Here is a 17,431-nt window from a genome sequence, read left to right on the forward strand (position 1 = left end):
GGGACCGCCGAGGATGTGACCCACGTAGAAGCCGGCGACGGTCCGCGTCTGGTTGGCGAGCCGCTTCATCCCCTCCCCGGGCGCCGGCGCTTCGTTGCCCGTTCCCCCGAGTCCACTGCGCAACGTCCGCCGGCGACTCCGACTGACCCGGACGCCGGTCAGGGCGCGAGGGCGCCGTTCAACGCTGCCGTGAGCAGAAAGCGAAGGGCATCGGACGTCACCGGGCGCGGGTTGGCATAAGGCCGGCCCACTGCCTGGCCGATGACCTCGTCCACGTCGTCCTGGGTCAGGCCGACGGCGGCAAGGGAGCGCGGGGCACCGAGTTCGACGCTCGTCCGGGCCAGGTGCCCCGGCACGTCGTCGGTGGCCAGGGCACGGCTCAGCGCCTGTTCGGCCGCCGGTGCCGCCGGGAGGTTGAAGGCGGCGACGTACGGGAGCAGCACCGTGTGGGTTTCGGCGTGGGGCAGGTCGAAGGTGCCGCCGAGGATGTGGCAGAGCTTGTGGTGCAGCGACATCGTGGTGGCCCCCAGGCAGGCGCCGCACAGCCAGGCGCCCCGCAGTGCGTCCGACCGCGCCTGAAGGCCCAGGGGGTCCCCGACGATGGTGGGCAGGGCGGTGGCCAGGGACCGGACACCTTCCTCGGCCATCAGGGAAGTGATCGGTGAGGCGTCGGGGGCGTACAGGGCTTCGACGGCGTGGGCGATGGCGTTGAAGCCGCTGGTCACCGACATGCCAACGGGGAGACCGAGGGTGAGTTCGGGGTCGTAGACCACGCTGCGGGGCAGGACCCTGCGGTCGCGGCCGGTCCGTTTGCGGCCGTTCTCGGTAAGGCCCCAGATGGGGGTCATCTCGGAGCCCGCGTAGGTGGTCGGGACGCTGATCACGGGCAGCCCCGTTTCCAGGGCGATCGCCTTGCCCAAGCCGATCGTGGAACCGCCGCCGATGGCCAGACACCCGTCCGCGCCGATCTCACGCGCGGCTTTGACGGCCGCCGCGGCGATGTCGGCGGGCACGTGCATCCGCGCTTCGGTGAAGCGGCCGGCGCAGGCTTTGCCGAGCAGCGTCTCGGCGTGCTCGGCGAGCTTCTCCTGCACCGGCGTGGACAGCACCAGCAGCCGGCGCAGGCCCAGTTGCTCCGCCTCCCGCGGGATCTGTGCGAGGCTTCCGGCGCCGAAGACCACTCTCATGGGCAAGGCTTCGTAGGTGAAACTCGGCTGCTGGGTGGTCATGGCGTGGCCTCCGGTGCTGCGGCCAGGACGATGTCGAACGTGGCGTGGGTGAAGGGTGTCCTCACGCCGAAGCGTTCGGCGTCCCGCTCGTCGTGCGACTCGGTGAAGTCGGTGATGAGACCGCGTTTCACGGCGAAGACCGCGTCGGAGTCGATGTACGGACTGCCCGCGACGAACGCGTGGGTGGTGACCGGCCGATGGCCGTCGGCACGCGCGATGATGTGCACGTGGGCGGGCCGGTAGGGATGCCGGCCGGTGGCGCCGAGCAGACCGCCGACCGGGCCGTCGGTCGGGATCGGGTAGTGCGAGGGGACGACGCCGCGGAACCAGAAGCGGCCCTCGTCGTCCGTGCGGAACAGACCGCGCCCGTTGCCCGGTGGCTGCACCTCGGGCTGCTGCACGTCGTAGAAGCCGTCCTCGGTGCACTGCCAGACGTCGAGTTCGGCAGCGGGCAGGGGTGTGCCGTCGGCGCTCGTCACTCGGCCGGAGATGACGCACGGGTGGCCGGTGCCCAGCAGGTCGACGGTGTCGCCGAGTTCGCGGTGCGGCGAGACGGCCATGTGGAAGGGGCCCAGGACGGTGCTCTCGGTGCCGTGCTCGGCACCGTTCAGGGTTTCGACGAGCATGGAGACGCCCAGGACGTCGGAGAGCAGGACGAACTCCTGGCGGGTGTCGTCGCATGTCTGGCCGACGGCGGTGAGGAACCCGATCGCGGCTTCCCATTCCTCCATCGTGGGTTCGATGTCCCGCACGAAATCGTGGAGGTGGCGGGTCAGGCTTTCCACGACCTGCCGCAGTCGCTGGTCCTTGGTCTCCCGGAAGCTGTCCAGCACCGCGTCGGTGGCGGTCTCGACGGTGAAGTCCACCTGGTGCTCCTAACTCGCGGAGGTGCTCCGGCCGGCGAGATGGTCGGTGAACCAGTCCCCGGTGAGCGCGTCGCGTTCGGCAGCGTGGTTGTAGAGGGTGTGCTCGCCGTCGGGCCAGCTGCGCACCGTGGCGGTGGCGGGGTCGGCGGCGCGCAGGAAGGGCTCCTGGTCCTCGTAGCGGACCAGAGGGTCCTGGCTGCCGTGCAGCAGGAGCAGCGGGCAGGTGATGCGGTGCCTGTCCGGGTCGAAGCGCAGGCTGTCCATGACCTCGGTCACCCGGCCCAGCTCGTCCGTGCCGACCACGGCTGACAGCTGCTCGCGGGCGGTACGGAATTCGGGGACCGTCGGTGTCGCCGGAGCACCGTTGACGACCACCGCGGCGACGCGCGAGTCCGCGGCGGCCAGATGGGCGGCGAACAGACCGCCGAAACTGATGCCCTGGACGCCGATCGGACCGCCGAGGCGGGGATCGGCCTCGACCAGGTCGACGAAGCGGGCGAACCCGTCGGTGACGCGTTCGTCGACGTACAGCCCGTGGCGCAGCCGTGACTCGCCCTGGCCTGGCCCTTCGACGAGCAGACAGGCCAGGCCGCGCGCCGTGTAGGCGTCAGCCACCGACAGATACGCCGCTCCCCAGCTGCTGAGCCCACCCCACACGATCACGGTGGCCCGGGGCGTGCCGGCCGGCAGGCACAGCCAGCCGGCGAGCACGCCGTCGCGGTGCGGGATCTCCACGCGCTCCACCCCGGGCGCGAGAGCGGCGACCGCGGCCGTGTGCCGGGCGTACAGCTCCCGCTTCTCCGCGGTGTCGGTCTGGTACGCCATCTGCGCGAACATCAGGGCCCCTGCGGCGAACCGGTATGCCTGCCGGGCGGTCGTGCGGTGTCCCGAATCCTCCGCGCGCCGGGCTCGTTCGAGCTGCGCCTCCGCAAGGGCGGCGGCGGCGTCCGGCCACGGGGTCCCGGCCGCGGTGTCGGCGAGCAGGCGGCGGGCGTCGGCGGGATCCATGCCGCAGTCGGTGAGCCTGGTGAAGGGCATGGCCCGGTGCTGGGCGGCGACCAATGGCGACAGCGTCGGCGTTTCCGGCTTCTCGGTCATGCCATCACCTTCACGGGTGCGGTCAGCGCGGTGTCGAGGGCGTCGACGAGCGCGCCGATGTCAGTGCTGTCGACGGCGGTGCCGAACAGGACGAAGTCCGGGCGCGCCAGATACGCGACCGCGCCGAGCAGGTGGAGGTACTCACGGTGGCGTCCGTCGAGGTCGTCGACCGTGTCGAGGGCGACCACGGCGCAGCCCAGACGCTCCAGCCGCGCGAGCCGCTCCGGGCCGAGGGCGGCGGTCGGATCCTCGGCCGCGACCAGGACGAACCCGTATCCGGTCAGGTCGTCGAGGCGTCCGGTGCGGCCGTCGGGCAGACGGATACGGCCCTGCGGGGTGAGGGTGCCGGCCGGCGCGTCCGTGCCCGGGCGCAGCACTCCGTGGGTAAGGGGTGGGAACGGGGGCGGCGGGGGCACCTTCCCGGCGAAGAAGGCCGCGTCCCGGGCCGCCGCTGCCTCGGTGTCATGCATGTTGGCGACCTTGCCGAGGCCGATCGCGGCGCGGGTGAGGGCCGTGACGTGCGGGCGGCGCTCGCTCTCGTAGGTGTCCAGGAGCGTGTCCGGTGCCTGGCCGCCGAGCACGAGGTGCAGTTTCCAGGCGAGGTTGGTGGCGTCGCGCAGGCCGCTGCACGCGCCCTGGCCGAGGTAGGGGGGCATGGTGTGGGCGGCGTCGCCGGCCAGGAAGACCCGGCCGGTCCGCCAGCGGTCGGCGATGCGCGCCTCGAAGCCGTAGACCAGCTGCCGGGTGATCCGCACATCGTCCGGGCCCAGGTCGTGGTACTCGCGCAGGAGCCGCCAGGCGGCCTCCGGGGCGGTCATCTCCTCGCGGGTCTCGCCCGGCAGCAGGGCGAACTCGAAGCGCTGACGGGTGTGACCGATGTTGATGGTCATGTGCCCGCGCGCGGGATCGCAGTACTGGGTGCCGTACGCGAACTCCGGCGGCTGGGGACGCAGCCACTCTGCGTCGACGTTGACCCACTGCTCGTTGAAGCCGAAGTCCTGGCGCTCCACGCCGAGCATGTCGCGCACCTCGCTGCGGCTGCCGTCGGCGGCGATCACATAGCGGGCCCGGACGTCCGCGTGCGGCCCGTCGGCGGTGTACGCGTCGGCGTTCCAGCCGCGCAGGCGCAGGGTCACGCCGTCGTCGTCCTGGTCGAGGCCGGTGACCGCCCAGCCCTGGCGGACGTCGACCGTGCCGTAGCCGCGCAGCCGCTTGTCGATCGCGCTCTCCACATCCGGCTGGTACATGGAGATGTGATCCGGATATCCCATCGGACCAGTGGGGTTCGCCGGGATGTTCACCAGGGTCTCGCCCTTGCCGTTGACCCACAGGTACTGACACATCGACGAGTCGCGCAGCGCCTCGTCGACATCGCCGGCCGCCTGGATGGTACGGGCGGTCTCGTCGTCGACGTGGGTGAGCCGGGGCAGCCCGTACAGGGTCGGCCAGCGTTCGCAGACCACCACCCGGTGGCCGAGCCGGCCGAGCAGGGACGCCGCGGCGAGTCCGGTCGGACCGTAGCCGACGACGGCGATGTCATAGTGCGGAGCCATCAGACGCCTCCAGAGACAGCCCCGCGCCGTTGCGAGGGGTCGTGGTGGGAAGTAAGAGGCTGGGGCGCGACCATGCCGTGTCCGCCGCAGCTTGCGTGAATCAGGATTCACACTTCGAGTGAAGCGAGATTCACACAACGGCAACATGGACGTCAAGAGCCCGGCCGATAAACTGCGCAGATGACCGAGTCCCCCACCCGCAGGCCTGCCGCCCTCCGGGAAAGCAGTCGCCGTTCGCAGCAGGACCTCATGCAGGCCGGGTACGCGCTGCTCGAAGAGGGCGGAGTGGACGCGCTGACCGTGGCCGCGGTCGCCGAGCGGGCCGGCATGGCGGTCGGCAGCATTTACCGCCGGTTCGGTGACAAGGAAGGACTCCTCCTGGCCATCCAGCGCGCCTTCACCGACAACCTCCAGGCCGAGATCACGGAACGCATGTCCCCGGAGCGGCTGCGGATCCTGCGCGATCCGGCCGTGGCCGTCGCCGAGGCGGTCGGTGCGGTCACCGACGCGTTCCAGGCGCATGAAGCCCTGCTGCGCGTCTTCCTGCTGCTCGGCACCCGGCACGAAGCGGTACGGATCGAGGGCTCCCGCGTCAGCATCGAGGGCAACCGCCACTTCGCCGAGACACTGCGCCACACCCCCATCGCACATGCGGACTCCGAGGCCGCGCTCGACTTCGCCTACCGCCTGATCTACGCCTCGATCGCGCACCGCGTGACGCAGGGCGAGTTCCTGGAGTCCGACCGCCCACTTCCCTGGAACGAACTGCGCAGCCATCTTCAGACAGCGGTCGTCTCCTACCTCCTCGACGCCCCGGAAGGCGGCTGACCCCCGCCTGCGGCCGCAAAGAGGCGCGCACACAGGTCCTGGCGAGCGATGTGGCCGCATGCGAGCCTCCACTCACCCTCGATGTGAGTAATGGTTCACATCATTCCTACGTCGACACCCCTGTCCGCTGCTGGGATGGCCTGCTCAGCCCTGCGCGTCCATCAACTGCTGAAGCTGTTCGTCCGCGAGCGGGCCGAGTCGCGCCTCAAGGCGCTGGAATGTCCGGGCGGAGCGCTCGGCAGGCCAGACCTCGTCCAGGTAGGCGGCGGGCAGTCCGGGGTCGGTGCGCAACAGTCGATCGACCCCAGTCGTCGAGGAGCAGGGAGCTGGGGCAGGGCTTCGGCGGACGCCGGGGCCGCGGCTTCCCAACGGTCGCGGAAGCTGAGGTGCGCCGCACGCAGTGCCTCCAGGTCCCAGGCCGCGCGCGGCAGTCGCTCAGGGCTGCTGGGTCCGGCGCTCGGCGGGCACCCGAGCGGTGCCCGGCATGCTCGGTCACTGTGCATCTGCGAGGCGCTGGGCGGCCCGTTTCTCGAGCGTCGCCGCCAGGACAGCCGCCGAAATCCAGGCGGCGCCGAGGAGCAGGGGAAGACGGACGTCCAGGCCCGTGAGAGAACCGGCGAGGGCGGTACCCGCGGACCCCGACGTGATCTTCAACGCCGCCACCCAGATGAAGACCTGGGCTCGTACCCCCGCGGGTGCGTACTCGGTGCGGGCAGCCAGAGTGGCGGCGAAGAAAAGGGCGTTGAGAACCCCTGTCAGTCCGTAGGCCGCCACGGACAGGGGGAAGACGTGGCTCGCGGTGACCATGCCGAGGCCGACCACGACCCCCAGGGCGAGGCGGCGCATGAGGCGGTCCGGATCGCCGGTGAGCGGGAAGACCATCACCACCGCCGAGCCGGCCAGGTTGCCGATTCCGTAGGCGGCGGTCAGCACCGCCGCGGTGGAGGTGTCGATACCCAGGACTTCGGTCATGTGGACTGCGGTGATCGGCAGTGCGGCAACACTGAGCGCGACGATCATGGTCAGGTAGACGGTGCGCCGCAGTTGGCCGGTGCGAGCCATCAGCGCCAGCGTGGGCCCCGGCTTGAGGATCGCAGCCCTGTCCCCGCCGTGGGCCGCAGGGGCGTAGGGCAGGAGGAGCACGCCACCCGCCGCCACACCGGCTCCGCCCGCCAGAGCGAGCGCGGCGGCGGAGGGAGAGGCCCAGCCCGACAGGGCCGCCACGAGAGACGGACCGACGGTGCCACCGATGCCGTACGTGGCCACATCCCAGCCCTGCGCCCGCCGCTGGGTACGCGTCTGCGGTCCGACGATCGCGGGCAGCCGGCTGCTGATGCCACCGGTCAGCAGAGGGCCGCAGGTACCGGCCACGGCCAGCAGTAGCGCGGTGACCAGGGCGGGCACACGGGCGTACGTCAGGACACCGGCGGCGAGCACGGCGGCGTACAACAGACAGGCCGACGCGATGACCTTGCGTCCGTCCCGCGCCAGGTCCAGCGGGCGGGCGACGAACGGGCCGAGCAGGTGTGGTGCGGTGACGCACGCGCCGAGCGCACCTGCGAGCGTCCCCGAGCCACCGGACGAGGTGACGAGCAGGATGACGGCGACGACCGCTCCCCCGTCGGCGGTGCGGGCCAGGGCCGCGGCGACGACGTAGCGCACCAGGCCGCCCCCGCGGCCACCCCTCGGAGTGGACACGCTCGCCGGGTTCGCTCCCGTGCCGGTGCGCTGATGGTCCACGGCGCGCATGCTCAGGCGGTGAGCTTGAGGGCGCTCAGCACGGCGACGACGTCCTGACGCGCGGCCTCGTCCAGCCCGCGCAGGGGAAGCGGCAGGTTCGGCTCCCCCGTCAGGCCGAGGTGGGAAGCGGCAGCTGACATGACACGCAGGCTGCCATGGCGGCGAAACAGTGCCCACAGCGGCTCGAGTTCGTCGGACAGGTCCATCGCCCGGTCGGCGTCACCGCTCTGAGCGGCGCGAGTGAGAGCGAGCGCGGTCTGCGGGAACGTACCGCCGATGACCGAGTACCAGGCGTCGCACCCGGCGTTCAGACCTCGGGCGGCCGTGTAGTCGCCGCTCACACCGATGGTGACCGTCTGGGGGATCAACGTCCGCAGTGCGTCGACCCGGGCCTTGGCCTGCGCCGGATCGTCGGGCACTCCGGGAATCTTGATCGAGCCGATATTCGGCAACTGCGCGATCCGGCCGTGCAGTTCGTCGGTGAAGTTCACATGTGTGGTGCCAGGGTTGTCGTACACGCACAGCGGCACGGACAGTTCGCGGGTGACATCCTCGTACAGGCCGAACACCTCGTTCTCGGTGAGCGGCTGATACGTCATCGGGGCGAGCAACACACCGGAGGCCCCCGCCTTCTGGGCGTCTTCGGCCAGCGCCAGGACATGGGTCGTGCGCAGCGCGCCGATACCGACGATGACAGGCACGCCGTCAGCGGCCTCGACCGCGATCTTCGCAGCGTGGGCACGCTGTTCCCGGGTGAGATAGGCATACCCACCGGTGGAGCCGAGCGCACCGATCGAGTCCACGCCGACGGCTGCGAGGCGAGCGACGAGCGTGGCGTATGCCGTGTCGTCGATGCCGTGTTCGTCAGTGGGTGTGAGGGGAAAGGCGCTCAGGCCACGGAACATGATGACTCCTTCAAAGGTCTTCACAGGGCTTCACAGGGCTTCAAGGGAGCGTGAATGGTCGCGGTCAGCTGCCAGTCGTCCGCAGTTGCGCCACGACTGCGGCGAGTTCGGCGGCGAACGCCTCGGCCTGTGGCTCGCTGATGGTGGAGCTCGTGACCCGGATGGCGCCCTGGTGGGTGGAGGGGTCACGGACGAAGAGGTGGCCGGGCCGGACAGCCCAGCCCCGCTGTGCCAGGGCTTCGACCGCCGACCGGCCGTCGACGTCCAGTTCGACCCATACATTCAGCCCGTCGGGCCGGTCAGGAACCTCGATGCCATGGGCGTGCAGCCGGTCGACAAGCAGGCCGCTGCGGTGCGCGTACGCCTCGCGGGCCCGTTCATGCAGCTCGAGGACACCGGGATCGAGCAGCAGTTCGCGGACGATGTGCTGCAGCAGCTGGCTGACCCACGTGGTGCCGGCGCTCAACCGGGCCTCCAGGCGCACGGCGGTCTCGGCGTCGGCGGCGACGAGAGCGAGACGCAGGTCCGGGCCGAGGAACTTGGACACGGACCGCACCAGTGCCCAGCGCGCGGTGGTGGGAGGGGTGATGCGGTGGTACGGCCGTGCGGAGACCGCGGAGAAGTGATCGTCCTCGATCACCAGGACCTGGGGGTGGTCGGCCAGGACCGCGCGCAGGCCGGCCGCCCGTTCCTCGGTGAGGCTCGCACCGGTCGGGTTGTGGGCGCGGGGCGTGCAGACGACCGCACGGGCACCGTCCTCCAGTGCGGCCCTCAGGGCGTCGGGACGCATGCCGGCGCCATCGACCTGGACCGGCGCGGACCGGTAGCCGTTCAACCGCAGCGTGCCGATGCTCGCCAGGAAGCAGGGGTCCTCGATCGCCACCGTGTCGCCGCGGGTGAGGTGGGCGTTGAGGAGGCGCTCGGTGGCGTCGACCGCTCCGTGCGCCACCAGCGTCCTGAACGGCTGCTCGATGTCCTCGGCGAAGTCGGCGCAGGCCCACTCGGCCAGCCCCGCGTCGACTGCGGGCATGCCGTACAGGGGAGGGCGGTAGTGCCCGCTCCTGGCCGCAGCCAGGATGCCGGGCAGCAGGTCCGGATCGGGGTTGCCACTGGCCAGGTCGACCGCGTCGCCCCCGACGCCGACTCCTTCACGGGCCAGCTGCGGCACCGCCGCGATCACCGTGCCGCCGCGCCCCCGGGTCTCGGCCACCCCGGCTTCGACGAGCCGCCGGTACGCCAGGGCCACCGTGTTCCGGTTGACCCCCAGCCCGGCGGCGAGCGCCCGCACCGGCGGCAGCACTGCCCGCGGCGCCAGCTCTCCCGAAGCAACCTGGTCCCGGACACTGCCTGCGATCTCAGCCGCGGTAGTCCCCTTGATCTGCACGTCATCACCTCCGGCATCGACCCTAGCATTTTTGTCCTATGCCAAACCATGGATCATGGCTACCAGGTGGTCCTAGCTGACGTCGAGGGCCACGCAGCGTTCGTGCAGTACGTCCACGGTCTTGCCCCCTCCCTGGCGGACGGGCCCGTCGTACGCCTTTACGGGAGGGTCAGGGACATCGCCCCGGTGCAGCTTGCCGCGGGCGACCTTGGCTCGGCGCGAGCCGCGGTCGACGACGGCGACCCATCGCACGGCTGCCGCACCGCGCGTCGGCCGGGCGATCCGTAGGACCGGATCCGAAGCTCACGAGATCCAGACCTAACCGCTCCGAAACGAAAGGGAAATATCCGCTGGGTCTACTCAGCGGAGACGCTGATTCATTTCAGTAAACCTGACTTCAGGAGTCATCATGCCCGACAGCCTCGACCTGGCCGCCCTCTGTGAGGCCAGCGGCACCAAGTTCCTCCTGACGCTCTTCGTCGACCTCAATGGCAAGCCGTGTGCCAAGCTCGTGCCTGTCGAGGCTGTCGACGAGCTGGCGACGGCGGGCGTCGGCTTCGCCGGGTACGCCGTCGGTGCGATCGGGCAGGAGCCCAAGGACCCCGACCTGATGGCGATCCCGGATGTCGCCTCCTTCACCCCCATCCCGTTCGTCAAGGAAGGCCTGGCGATCGTCCACTGCGACCCCCACGTGGAGGGCGAGCCGTGGCCCTTCGCTCCCCGCGTGATCCTGAAACAGGTCGTCGCCAAGGCGGCCGCCGCCGGCTTCGCGCCCTACGCCGGCGCCGAGGTGGAGTACTTCCTCCTCAAGCGCGACGCGGCGGGTGCCCTGGTCCCGGCGGACAGCGACGACGTCGCGGCCCAGCCGTGCTACGACGCGCGTGGCGTCACCCGGATGTATGACCACCTGACCTCGATCAGCACCGCGATGAACCAGCTCGGCTGGGGCAACTACGCCAACGACCACGAGGACGGCAACGGCCAGTTCGAGCAGAACTTCCAGTACGCCGACGCCCTGACGACAGCCGATCGAGTCGTCACCCTCCGCTACCTGCTGAGCGTGCTCGCCCAGGAGCGGGGCATGATCGCGACCTTCATGCCGAAGCCGTTCGCCAACCGCACCGGCTCCGGCCTCCACCTCCACCTCTCCCTGCGCGACACCGCGACCGGCACCCCGGTCTTCCCGGCGAGCGAGGGCGACGAGGACTCGGTCGGTCTGGGGCTGTCGAAGACGGCGTACTCCTTCGTCGCCGGCATCCTGGAGCACGCGACCGCGCTGCAGGCGGTCATCGCACCGACGGTCAACTCCTACAAGCGGACCGGCGCGGTCGCCTCCAGTGCGAGCGGTGCGACCTGGGCGCCCAAACTGCCGACGTACGGCGGCAACGACCGGACCCACTACGTGCGCATCCCGGACAACCAGCGCATCGAGCTGCGCGGCGGCGACGGCTCGGCCAATCCGTATCTCGCCATCGCCGCGGCCGTGGACGCCGGCCTCGACGGCGTCGCCGGCGGCCTCTCCCTCGGCGAGCTCGGCACCGGTCCCGAGACCCCCTTCCCGCTGACGCTGCTGCACGCCGTCGAGGCCTTCGAGGCCGACGGCATCGTCAAGGGAACCCTCGACGTCGCGGGCCCGGGGGTCGCCGACTACTTCGCGAGCCTGAAGAAGGACGAGTTCTTCGCCTACCACGCTGCCGTCTCCGCCTGGGAGCACGACCGCTACCTCACCGCCTTCTGAGGCCCCGTCACCCCGAGAAAGGGACTCAACACATGTGTGGAATCGTCGGGTTGCACCTGCGCAGCCCCGAGCTCTACTCCCGGCTCGGTGAGCTCCTCACCGGGATGCTGTGCGAGATGGAGGACCGCGGCGCGGACTCGGCGGGCATCGCCGTCTACGGCAACGAGGACTGGTCGCCGCGTGGCAGGGGCTCGGTCTCACTGATCGACATCGAGGTGTCCGGCGAGACGGTCGCGGCGGCGCTCGGCGCCGAGACCGGCACCGAGGTGACGGCCATCACCGTCGACAACGTGGTGCTCGCCAGCGCCGACGTCGATTCGGAGGTGCTGCTGTCCGCCGCGAAGAAGGCCTACCCGCACGTCCTCATCGGCGGCTTCGGCGAGGACCTCGCCGTCCTCAAGGGCGTCGGCGCCCCCCGGGCGCTGGCCGAGAGCTGGGGCCTTGCGAAGGCGCAGGGCTGGCAGGGCGTGGGTCACACCCGGATGGCGACCGAGTCGGCGGTCACGTCGTCGGGCGCGCACCCCTACGCCGTGGGCCCGGGCGAGTGCCTGGTGCACAACGGCTCCTTCTCCAACCACGCCACGATCCGCCGCGATCTGCGGGCCGCAGGCGTCGAGTTCGACTCCGAGAACGACACCGAGGTCGGCGCCCGCTTCGTCGCGCACCAACTCGCGGAGGGCAAGGGCGTCGACGAGGCGCTCACCGACCTGACCCGGACCTTCGACGGTTTCTACACCCTGCTGGTCTCCAACCGCGACAGCTTCGCGGTCGTCCGCGACGCCATCGCCTGCAAGCCGGCCGTCATCGCCGAGACCGACGACTGGGTGGCGATGGCGTCGGAGTACCGGGCCCTCGCCCACCTGCCCGGCGTCGAGAACGCCCGGATCTGGGAGCCCGAGCCCGAGGTCATCTACCACTGGAACCGTCAGGAGGTGTCGGCATGAGCTCCGCCGACGAGGCAGTGCCCGCGTTCGACCTGAGCACCACGCCCCTGCGCGAGGTCAACCGGGCGCTCCACGCCGCGGGCCTCGAAGGTGAGTACGTGATCGAGAACCCCCGCGGCGCCCACAACGTCGCGGTCGGCCTCGACGCGCCGGTCAAGGTCACCGTCGACGGTCACCTCGGCTACTACGCCGCCGGCATGAACCAGCAGGCCGAGGTCGTCATCAACGGCAACGCCGGCCAGGGCCTGGCCGAGAACATGATGAGCGGCACCGTCCACGTCACGGGCTCGGCCTCACAGTCGGCCGGGGCCACCGGCCGTGGCGGTCTGCTGGTCATCGACGGCGACGCCGGCGCCCGCTGCGGCATCTCGATGAAGGGCATCGACATCGTCGTCGGCGGCGACGTCGGGCACATGAGCGCCTTCATGGCGCAGAAGGGCCGCCTGGTGGTCCGCGGGGACGCGGGGGACGCGCTCGGCGACTCGCTCTACGAGGCCCGCATCTACCTGCGCGGCACCGCCAAGTCGCTCGGGGCCGACTGCGTCGAGAAGGAGATGCGGCCCGAGCACCTCGAGGAGTTGGCAGGCCTGCTCAAGGCGGCCGGTTTCGAGGACGACGACCCGGCGTCGTACAAGCGCTACGGCTCGGCCCGCACCCTCTACCACTTCACCCACGAGAACGAGTACTGAGGCAGGATCCGATGACCCTCACCTCCGATGACCGGGCCCGGCTGGGCCTGCGCGAGTCCGCGACCTTCGACCGGGCCACCATCGCCGCGATCCAGCGTGCCGCCGAGACCGGCGTCTACGACATCCGCGGCTGGGGCGCCAAACGCGCTCTGCCCCACTTCGACGACCTGCTCTTCCTCGGCGCCTCGGTGTCGCGCTACCCGCTGGAGGGCTACCGCGAGCGGTGCGGCACCGACGTGGTACTGGGCGCACGCAACGCCAAGTACCCCCTCCGACTCGACATCCCGGTGACGATCGCCGGCATGAGCTTCGGGGCACTCGGAGCCAACGCCAAGGAGGCCCTCGGCCGTGCGGCCTCGGCCACCGGCACCTCCACCACCACCGGCGACGGCGGCATGACCCCGGAGGAGCGCGGCCACTCCAAGACGCTGGTCTACCAGTACCTGCCCAACCGCTACGGCATGAACCCGGACGACCTGCGCCGTGCCGACGCCATCGAGATCGTCCTCGGCCAGGGCGCCAAGCCGGGCGGCGGCGGCATGCTGCTCGGCCAGAAGGTCTCCGAGCGGGTCGCAGGCATGCGGGACCTGCCCGCCGGCATCGACCAGCGCTCGGCCTCGCGCCACCCCGACTGGACCGGTCCGGACGACCTCACCATCAAGATCAACGAAATCCGCGAGATCACCGACTGGGAGAAGCCGGTCTACGTCAAGGTCGGCGCCTCGCGCACCTACTACGACGTCAAGCTCGCCGTGCACGCCGGCGCGGACGTCGTGGTGGTGGACGGCATGCAGGGCGGCACCGCCGCCACCCAGGACGTCTTCATCGAGCACGTCGGCATCCCGACCCTCGCCGCCGTTCCGCAGGCGGTGCAGGCGCTCCAGGAACTCGGCGTCCACAAGAAGCCGGACGGCGTCCAGCTCATCGTCTCCGGCGGGATCCGCTCCGGCGCCGACGTCGCCAAGGCGCTCGCCCTCGGTGCCGACGCCGTCGCCATCGGCACCGCCGCCCTCATCGCGCTGGGCGACAACGACCCGAAGTACGCCGCGGAGTACGAGAAGCTCGGCTCGGCGGCCGGGTTCTACGACCAGTTCCAGGCGGGCCAGGACCCCGCGGGCATCACCACCCAGGACCCGGAGTTGCAACAGCGGCTCGACCCGGTCGAGGGCGGCCGACGAGTCGCCAACTACCTGCGGGTACTCACCATGGAGGCCCAGACGATCGCCCGCGCCTGCGGCAAGGCCCACGTCACCCACCTCGAACCCGAGGACATGGTCGCCACCTCCATCGAGGCGGCCGCCATGGCCCGCGTCCCGCTCGCCGGTACCTCCTGGATCCCGGGACAGGGGTTCTGATGGCGACGAAGGCAGTGGTCGTCGGAGGCGGCCTGATCGGACTCTCGATCGCCCGGGCACTGACGCAGCGCGGACTCACCGACGTGCTCGTCCTGGAGCGGCACCAGCTCGCCGGCGGCGGCACCGGCAAGTCCAGCGGGATCGTGCGCGCACACTACGGCGTGCCCTCGATCGCCGCGATGGCGTGGCGGAGCATCCCGGTCTTCGAGGAGCTCGGCGACCGGGTCGGCTTCCGCCAGGTCGGCTACACCGTCGTCGTCGGCGAGGAGAACGCCGAGCCGCTCAGGGCCAACACCGCCATGCACCAGGGCCTCGGCATCGACGTCGACCTCATCGACAACGACCGGCTGGCCGGGCTGTGGCCGATGATGGAGGTCGGCGACATCGCGCTGGCGTCGTACGAACCGCGTGGCGGGTTCGCGGACGCCACCCAACTCGCCCTGCACTACGGGCAGGTGGCCCGTGACCAAGGCGCGCGCATCCGGCAGAACACCCCCGTCGCCCGCATCCTCACCGCGGGCGACAAGGTGACGGGTGTCCTGCTCGACGGCGGTGAGGTGGTCGATGCCGATCTGGTCGTCGTCGCCTCGGGCTGGTGGTCGGCGAAGCTGCTCGCCGACCTCGGGATCGACGTCCCGATCGAGGCCTACCGCTCGGAGCTCCTCATCGTCGATGCCGGCGAGCCGCTGCCGAACCTCCCGGTCGTCTCCGACCTGGTGAGCCTGCAGTACTGCCGGCTGGAGGGTGCGGGCCAGTTCCTCGTCGGCAACAGCGACCACGCCGACTTCCAGAAGAAGTTCGTCGACCCCGACAACTACTCCAACATCGCCGGCGAGGCCAGTATCGAGAGGTATGCGGAGAAGGTGATGCACCGCTTCCCGGGCTTCCCCGACCCGTCGGTCACCCACACCTACGCCGGCGTGTACGACGTCCCGCCGGACTGGAACCCCGTGATCGCCCCGGTCGCAGGCGTCGACGGCCTGATCCTCTCCGCCGGCTTCGCCGGCCATGGCTTCAAGATCAGCCCGGCCGTGGGCGACCTCGTCGCCGACCTGGTGTTCGAGGGCGACAGCACCGACCCCGACATCCCCGCCTCGGACTTCCGCCTCGAACGGTTCGCCGAAGGCAAACCTCTGAACAGCCTGCACCCCTATGCCGGTGCCGGCGAGATGAGGTGACGTGACCGGGATGCTCGACCCCTCCCGGGTTGCCCCGACCCCCTGGCGCAACGGTGCCGGAGCCACCCGGGAGCTCGCGACCGGGACAGACGCGTCCGGCCGGGTCCTGTGGCGCATCAGCGTGGCCGATCTCGACCGCGACGCGCCGTTCTCGACGTTCCCGGGGCTCGATCGCCTCTTCATCGCGCTCGGCCCCCTGCGGCTGACGGTCGACGGGCGGCAGCAGCGGCTCGCGGCCGGCGACCAGGCGCGGTTCCCCGGCGAGGCACCGGTCACGCTGGCCCTCGACACGCCCACCCGGGCACTCAACGTGATGACGCGACGGGGCGCGTGCCGGGCGGAGGTGATCCTCCGGCCTGCCACCGCCCCTCGCCACCCGGCCGACGCCACCGTCCGACTGGACGAGCTGGCCGCCGACGTACGACTCTTCAAGGAACCCGATGACTGACACCGTCTCCTCCCTGCTCGCCGAAATCGCCGACGTCGGCACGGACCCCCAGCGCGGCGGCTACACCCGGTCTGTCTACTCCGGTGCCGAACTCGACCTGCGCTCATGGTTCGTCGCCCACGCGCAAAAGCGCGGGCTCGACGTCGAAACCGACCGCAACGGCATCCTCTGGGCCTGGCACGGCGGCGTCGGGGACGGGGCCGTCGTGACCGGCAGCCACCTCGACTCCGTCCCGGGCGGCGGCGCGTACGACGGCCCCCTCGGCGTGGCCTCGGCGCTGGTCGCCTTCGACCAACTCGCCGCCCGCGGTGTCGCCGGGCGGCGCGCGATCGCCGTCTTCCCCGAGGAGGAGGGCTCCCGCTTCGGCGTGGCCTGCCTCGGGTCACGGCTCCTGACGGGCGCGGTCGACCCCGACCGGGCCCGGTCGCTGACCGACGCCGACGGCGTCACGTTCGCCGAGGCGGCCCGGCGTACCGGCCTGGACCCCGCACACCTCGGCCCCGACACCGAGACGCTGGCGCGGATCGGCACGTTCGTCGAGCTGCACGTCGAACAGGGGCGCGGCCTCGTCGACCTGGAACGGCCGGTGGCGGTCGCCTCCTCGATCCTCGGGCACGGACGCTGGCGCATCGCCGTGTCCGGCGAGGGCAACCACGCCGGCACCACCGTCATGGCCGACCGGCGTGACCCCATGGTGGCCGCGGCACTGCTGGTGACCGAGGTGCGGCGCCTCGCCCGCGCCGTCCCGGATGCCCGGGCCACCGTCGGCCGGCTCGTGCCCGTGCCCGGTGGCACCAACGTCATCGCCTCCCGGGTGGACCTCTGGCTCGATGTACGGCATCCCGACGATGCCGTCACCCGTCACCTCGTCGACCAGGTCGGGCGGGCCGCGCGCAAGCTCGCCACGGAGGAGGGCTGCACCGCGGAGATGACCGAGGAGTCCTTCAGCTCCACCGTCGACTTCGACCCACGGCTGCGGGACCGGCTCGCGGACGTGCTCGACGCGGCGCCGCAGCTGGGCACCGGCGCCGGCCACGACGCCGGCGTCCTCAAGGACCACGTGCCGACCGCGATGCTCTTCGTACGCAACCCCACGGGCGTCTCGCACGCCCCCGCCGAGCAGGTGGAGGACGCCGACGCCGAGATCGGCGCCGCGGCGCTCGCCGACAGCCTGGAGACACTGCACTGCCGGTGAGACGGAGGCGCAGCCGAAGGGCGGGGAGGGCCGGGCGTTCCGCCGCGGCGAGCCCACGTACTGCTTCAACACCCGCGATGCCACCCAGAGATGACCCCCGGGACTCCATCCGCACGGCCCTCTTCACCCTCCCCGAGGAGACCGTCGTCCACACCGGACACGGCGAAGACACCACCATCGGCGCCGAACGCGACTCGTTCCAGGCCCTGTCGTCACATTCCCGTCTGCCCCGCGACGGCAGGAGCCTCGAACCGTCTCTGCGGGGCTGAGGTTCCTGCCTT

18 protein-coding genes are annotated in these 17,431 nt (G+C 71.2%); 9 read left to right on the forward strand and 9 right to left on the reverse strand.

Annotated features, from left to right (window positions below):
- Positions 1-158: 158 nt before the first annotated feature.
- The 4 genes from ACZ5XS_RS36605 to mhpA are packed head-to-tail and all read right to left on the reverse strand — an operon-like array spanning position 159 to position 4,746.
- Positions 159-1,229, reverse strand: a complete 1,071-nt coding sequence (locus tag ACZ5XS_RS36605) for a maleylacetate reductase (RefSeq protein ID WP_468658778.1) — start codon at positions 1,227-1,229, stop codon at positions 159-161.
- Positions 1,226-2,095, reverse strand: coding sequence for a dioxygenase family protein (locus tag ACZ5XS_RS36610; protein ID WP_468658780.1), 870 nt, complete (start codon positions 2,093-2,095; stop codon positions 1,226-1,228). Before ACZ5XS_RS36610 ends, ACZ5XS_RS36605 begins: the two co-directional genes overlap by 4 nt.
- A 9-nt stretch (positions 2,096-2,104) precedes the next feature.
- Positions 2,105-3,193, reverse strand: coding sequence for an alpha/beta hydrolase family protein (locus ACZ5XS_RS36615; protein WP_468658782.1), 1,089 nt, complete (start codon positions 3,191-3,193; stop codon positions 2,105-2,107).
- On the reverse strand, positions 3,190-4,746 hold the full coding sequence (gene mhpA, locus ACZ5XS_RS36620; protein ID WP_468658784.1) for a bifunctional 3-(3-hydroxy-phenyl)propionate/3-hydroxycinnamic acid hydroxylase MhpA: 1,557 nt from the start codon (positions 4,744-4,746) through the stop codon (positions 3,190-3,192). The genes ACZ5XS_RS36615 and mhpA overlap by 4 nt, the downstream gene beginning before the upstream one ends.
- 180 nt (positions 4,747-4,926) lie before the next feature.
- On the opposite strand from mhpA, the gene ACZ5XS_RS36625 reads away from it, so the two are divergent.
- On the forward strand, positions 4,927-5,574 hold the full coding sequence (locus tag ACZ5XS_RS36625; RefSeq protein ID WP_468658786.1) for a TetR/AcrR family transcriptional regulator: 648 nt from the start codon (positions 4,927-4,929) through the stop codon (positions 5,572-5,574).
- Between the two features lie 144 nt (positions 5,575-5,718).
- On the opposite strand, the gene ACZ5XS_RS36630 is transcribed toward ACZ5XS_RS36625, so the two are convergent.
- The 5 genes from ACZ5XS_RS36630 to ACZ5XS_RS36650 all read right to left on the reverse strand — a co-directional run bounded on the left by ACZ5XS_RS36630 (position 5,719) and on the right by ACZ5XS_RS36650 (position 9,855).
- Positions 5,719-5,865, reverse strand: a complete 147-nt coding sequence (locus ACZ5XS_RS36630) for a PaaX family transcriptional regulator C-terminal domain-containing protein (RefSeq protein ID WP_468658788.1) — start codon at positions 5,863-5,865, stop codon at positions 5,719-5,721.
- A 201-nt stretch (positions 5,866-6,066) separates the two neighbouring features.
- Positions 6,067-7,314, reverse strand: a complete 1,248-nt coding sequence (locus tag ACZ5XS_RS36635) for an MFS transporter (RefSeq protein ID WP_468658790.1) — start codon at positions 7,312-7,314, stop codon at positions 6,067-6,069.
- An 11-nt stretch (positions 7,315-7,325) separates the two neighbouring features.
- Entirely contained in the window at positions 7,326-8,219 is an 894-nt protein-coding gene (locus ACZ5XS_RS36640) for a dihydrodipicolinate synthase family protein (protein WP_468658791.1), read from the reverse strand.
- A 64-nt stretch (positions 8,220-8,283) separates the two neighbouring features.
- Positions 8,284-9,603 carry an aminotransferase class I/II-fold pyridoxal phosphate-dependent enzyme gene (locus ACZ5XS_RS36645; RefSeq protein WP_468658793.1) on the reverse strand — a complete coding sequence of 440 codons (1,320 nt, stop codon included), beginning with the start codon at positions 9,601-9,603 and terminating at the stop codon, positions 8,284-8,286.
- A 72-nt stretch (positions 9,604-9,675) separates the two neighbouring features.
- Positions 9,676-9,855 (reverse strand): hypothetical protein, encoded by a 180-nt coding sequence (locus ACZ5XS_RS36650; protein ID WP_468658795.1) that lies wholly within the window; start codon positions 9,853-9,855, stop codon positions 9,676-9,678.
- Positions 9,856-10,012: 157 nt separating this feature from the next.
- Here ACZ5XS_RS36650 and glnT point away from each other — a divergent pair, with 157 nt between their 5' ends.
- From glnT to ACZ5XS_RS36690, 8 genes are all read left to right on the forward strand, one after another.
- Positions 10,013-11,341, forward strand: a complete 1,329-nt coding sequence (gene glnT / locus ACZ5XS_RS36655; protein ID WP_468658797.1) for a type III glutamate--ammonia ligase — start codon at positions 10,013-10,015, stop codon at positions 11,339-11,341.
- A gap of 32 nt (positions 11,342-11,373) precedes the next feature.
- On the forward strand, positions 11,374-12,285 hold the full coding sequence (locus ACZ5XS_RS36660) for a class II glutamine amidotransferase domain-containing protein (protein WP_468658799.1): 912 nt from the start codon (positions 11,374-11,376) through the stop codon (positions 12,283-12,285).
- A complete protein-coding gene (locus tag ACZ5XS_RS36665; protein ID WP_468658801.1) occupies positions 12,282-12,974 on the forward strand; it encodes a glutamate synthase in 693 nt (230 codons plus the stop codon). The genes ACZ5XS_RS36660 and ACZ5XS_RS36665 overlap by 4 nt, the downstream gene beginning before the upstream one ends.
- Before the next feature lie 11 nt (positions 12,975-12,985).
- Positions 12,986-14,329 carry an FMN-binding glutamate synthase family protein gene (locus ACZ5XS_RS36670; RefSeq protein WP_468658803.1) on the forward strand — a complete coding sequence of 448 codons (1,344 nt, stop codon included), beginning with the start codon at positions 12,986-12,988 and terminating at the stop codon, positions 14,327-14,329.
- Complete coding sequence (locus ACZ5XS_RS36675; RefSeq protein WP_468658805.1) at positions 14,329-15,507, forward strand: NAD(P)/FAD-dependent oxidoreductase; 1,179 nt, start codon at positions 14,329-14,331, stop codon at positions 15,505-15,507. Before ACZ5XS_RS36670 ends, ACZ5XS_RS36675 begins: the two co-directional genes overlap by 1 nt.
- 10 nt (positions 15,508-15,517) lie before the next feature.
- Entirely contained in the window at positions 15,518-15,955 is a 438-nt protein-coding gene (locus ACZ5XS_RS36680) for a HutD/Ves family protein (RefSeq protein WP_468658909.1), read from the forward strand.
- Positions 15,948-17,150 (forward strand): allantoate amidohydrolase, encoded by a 1,203-nt coding sequence (locus ACZ5XS_RS36685; protein WP_468658807.1) that lies wholly within the window; start codon positions 15,948-15,950, stop codon positions 17,148-17,150. The genes ACZ5XS_RS36680 and ACZ5XS_RS36685 overlap by 8 nt, the downstream gene beginning before the upstream one ends.
- A gap of 77 nt (positions 17,151-17,227) precedes the next feature.
- On the forward strand, positions 17,228-17,419 hold the full coding sequence (locus tag ACZ5XS_RS36690) for a hypothetical protein (RefSeq protein ID WP_468658913.1): 192 nt from the start codon (positions 17,228-17,230) through the stop codon (positions 17,417-17,419).
- Positions 17,420-17,431 lie beyond the last annotated feature (12 nt).

This window comes from Streptomyces sp. NPDC033131 (genome assembly GCF_055578365.1).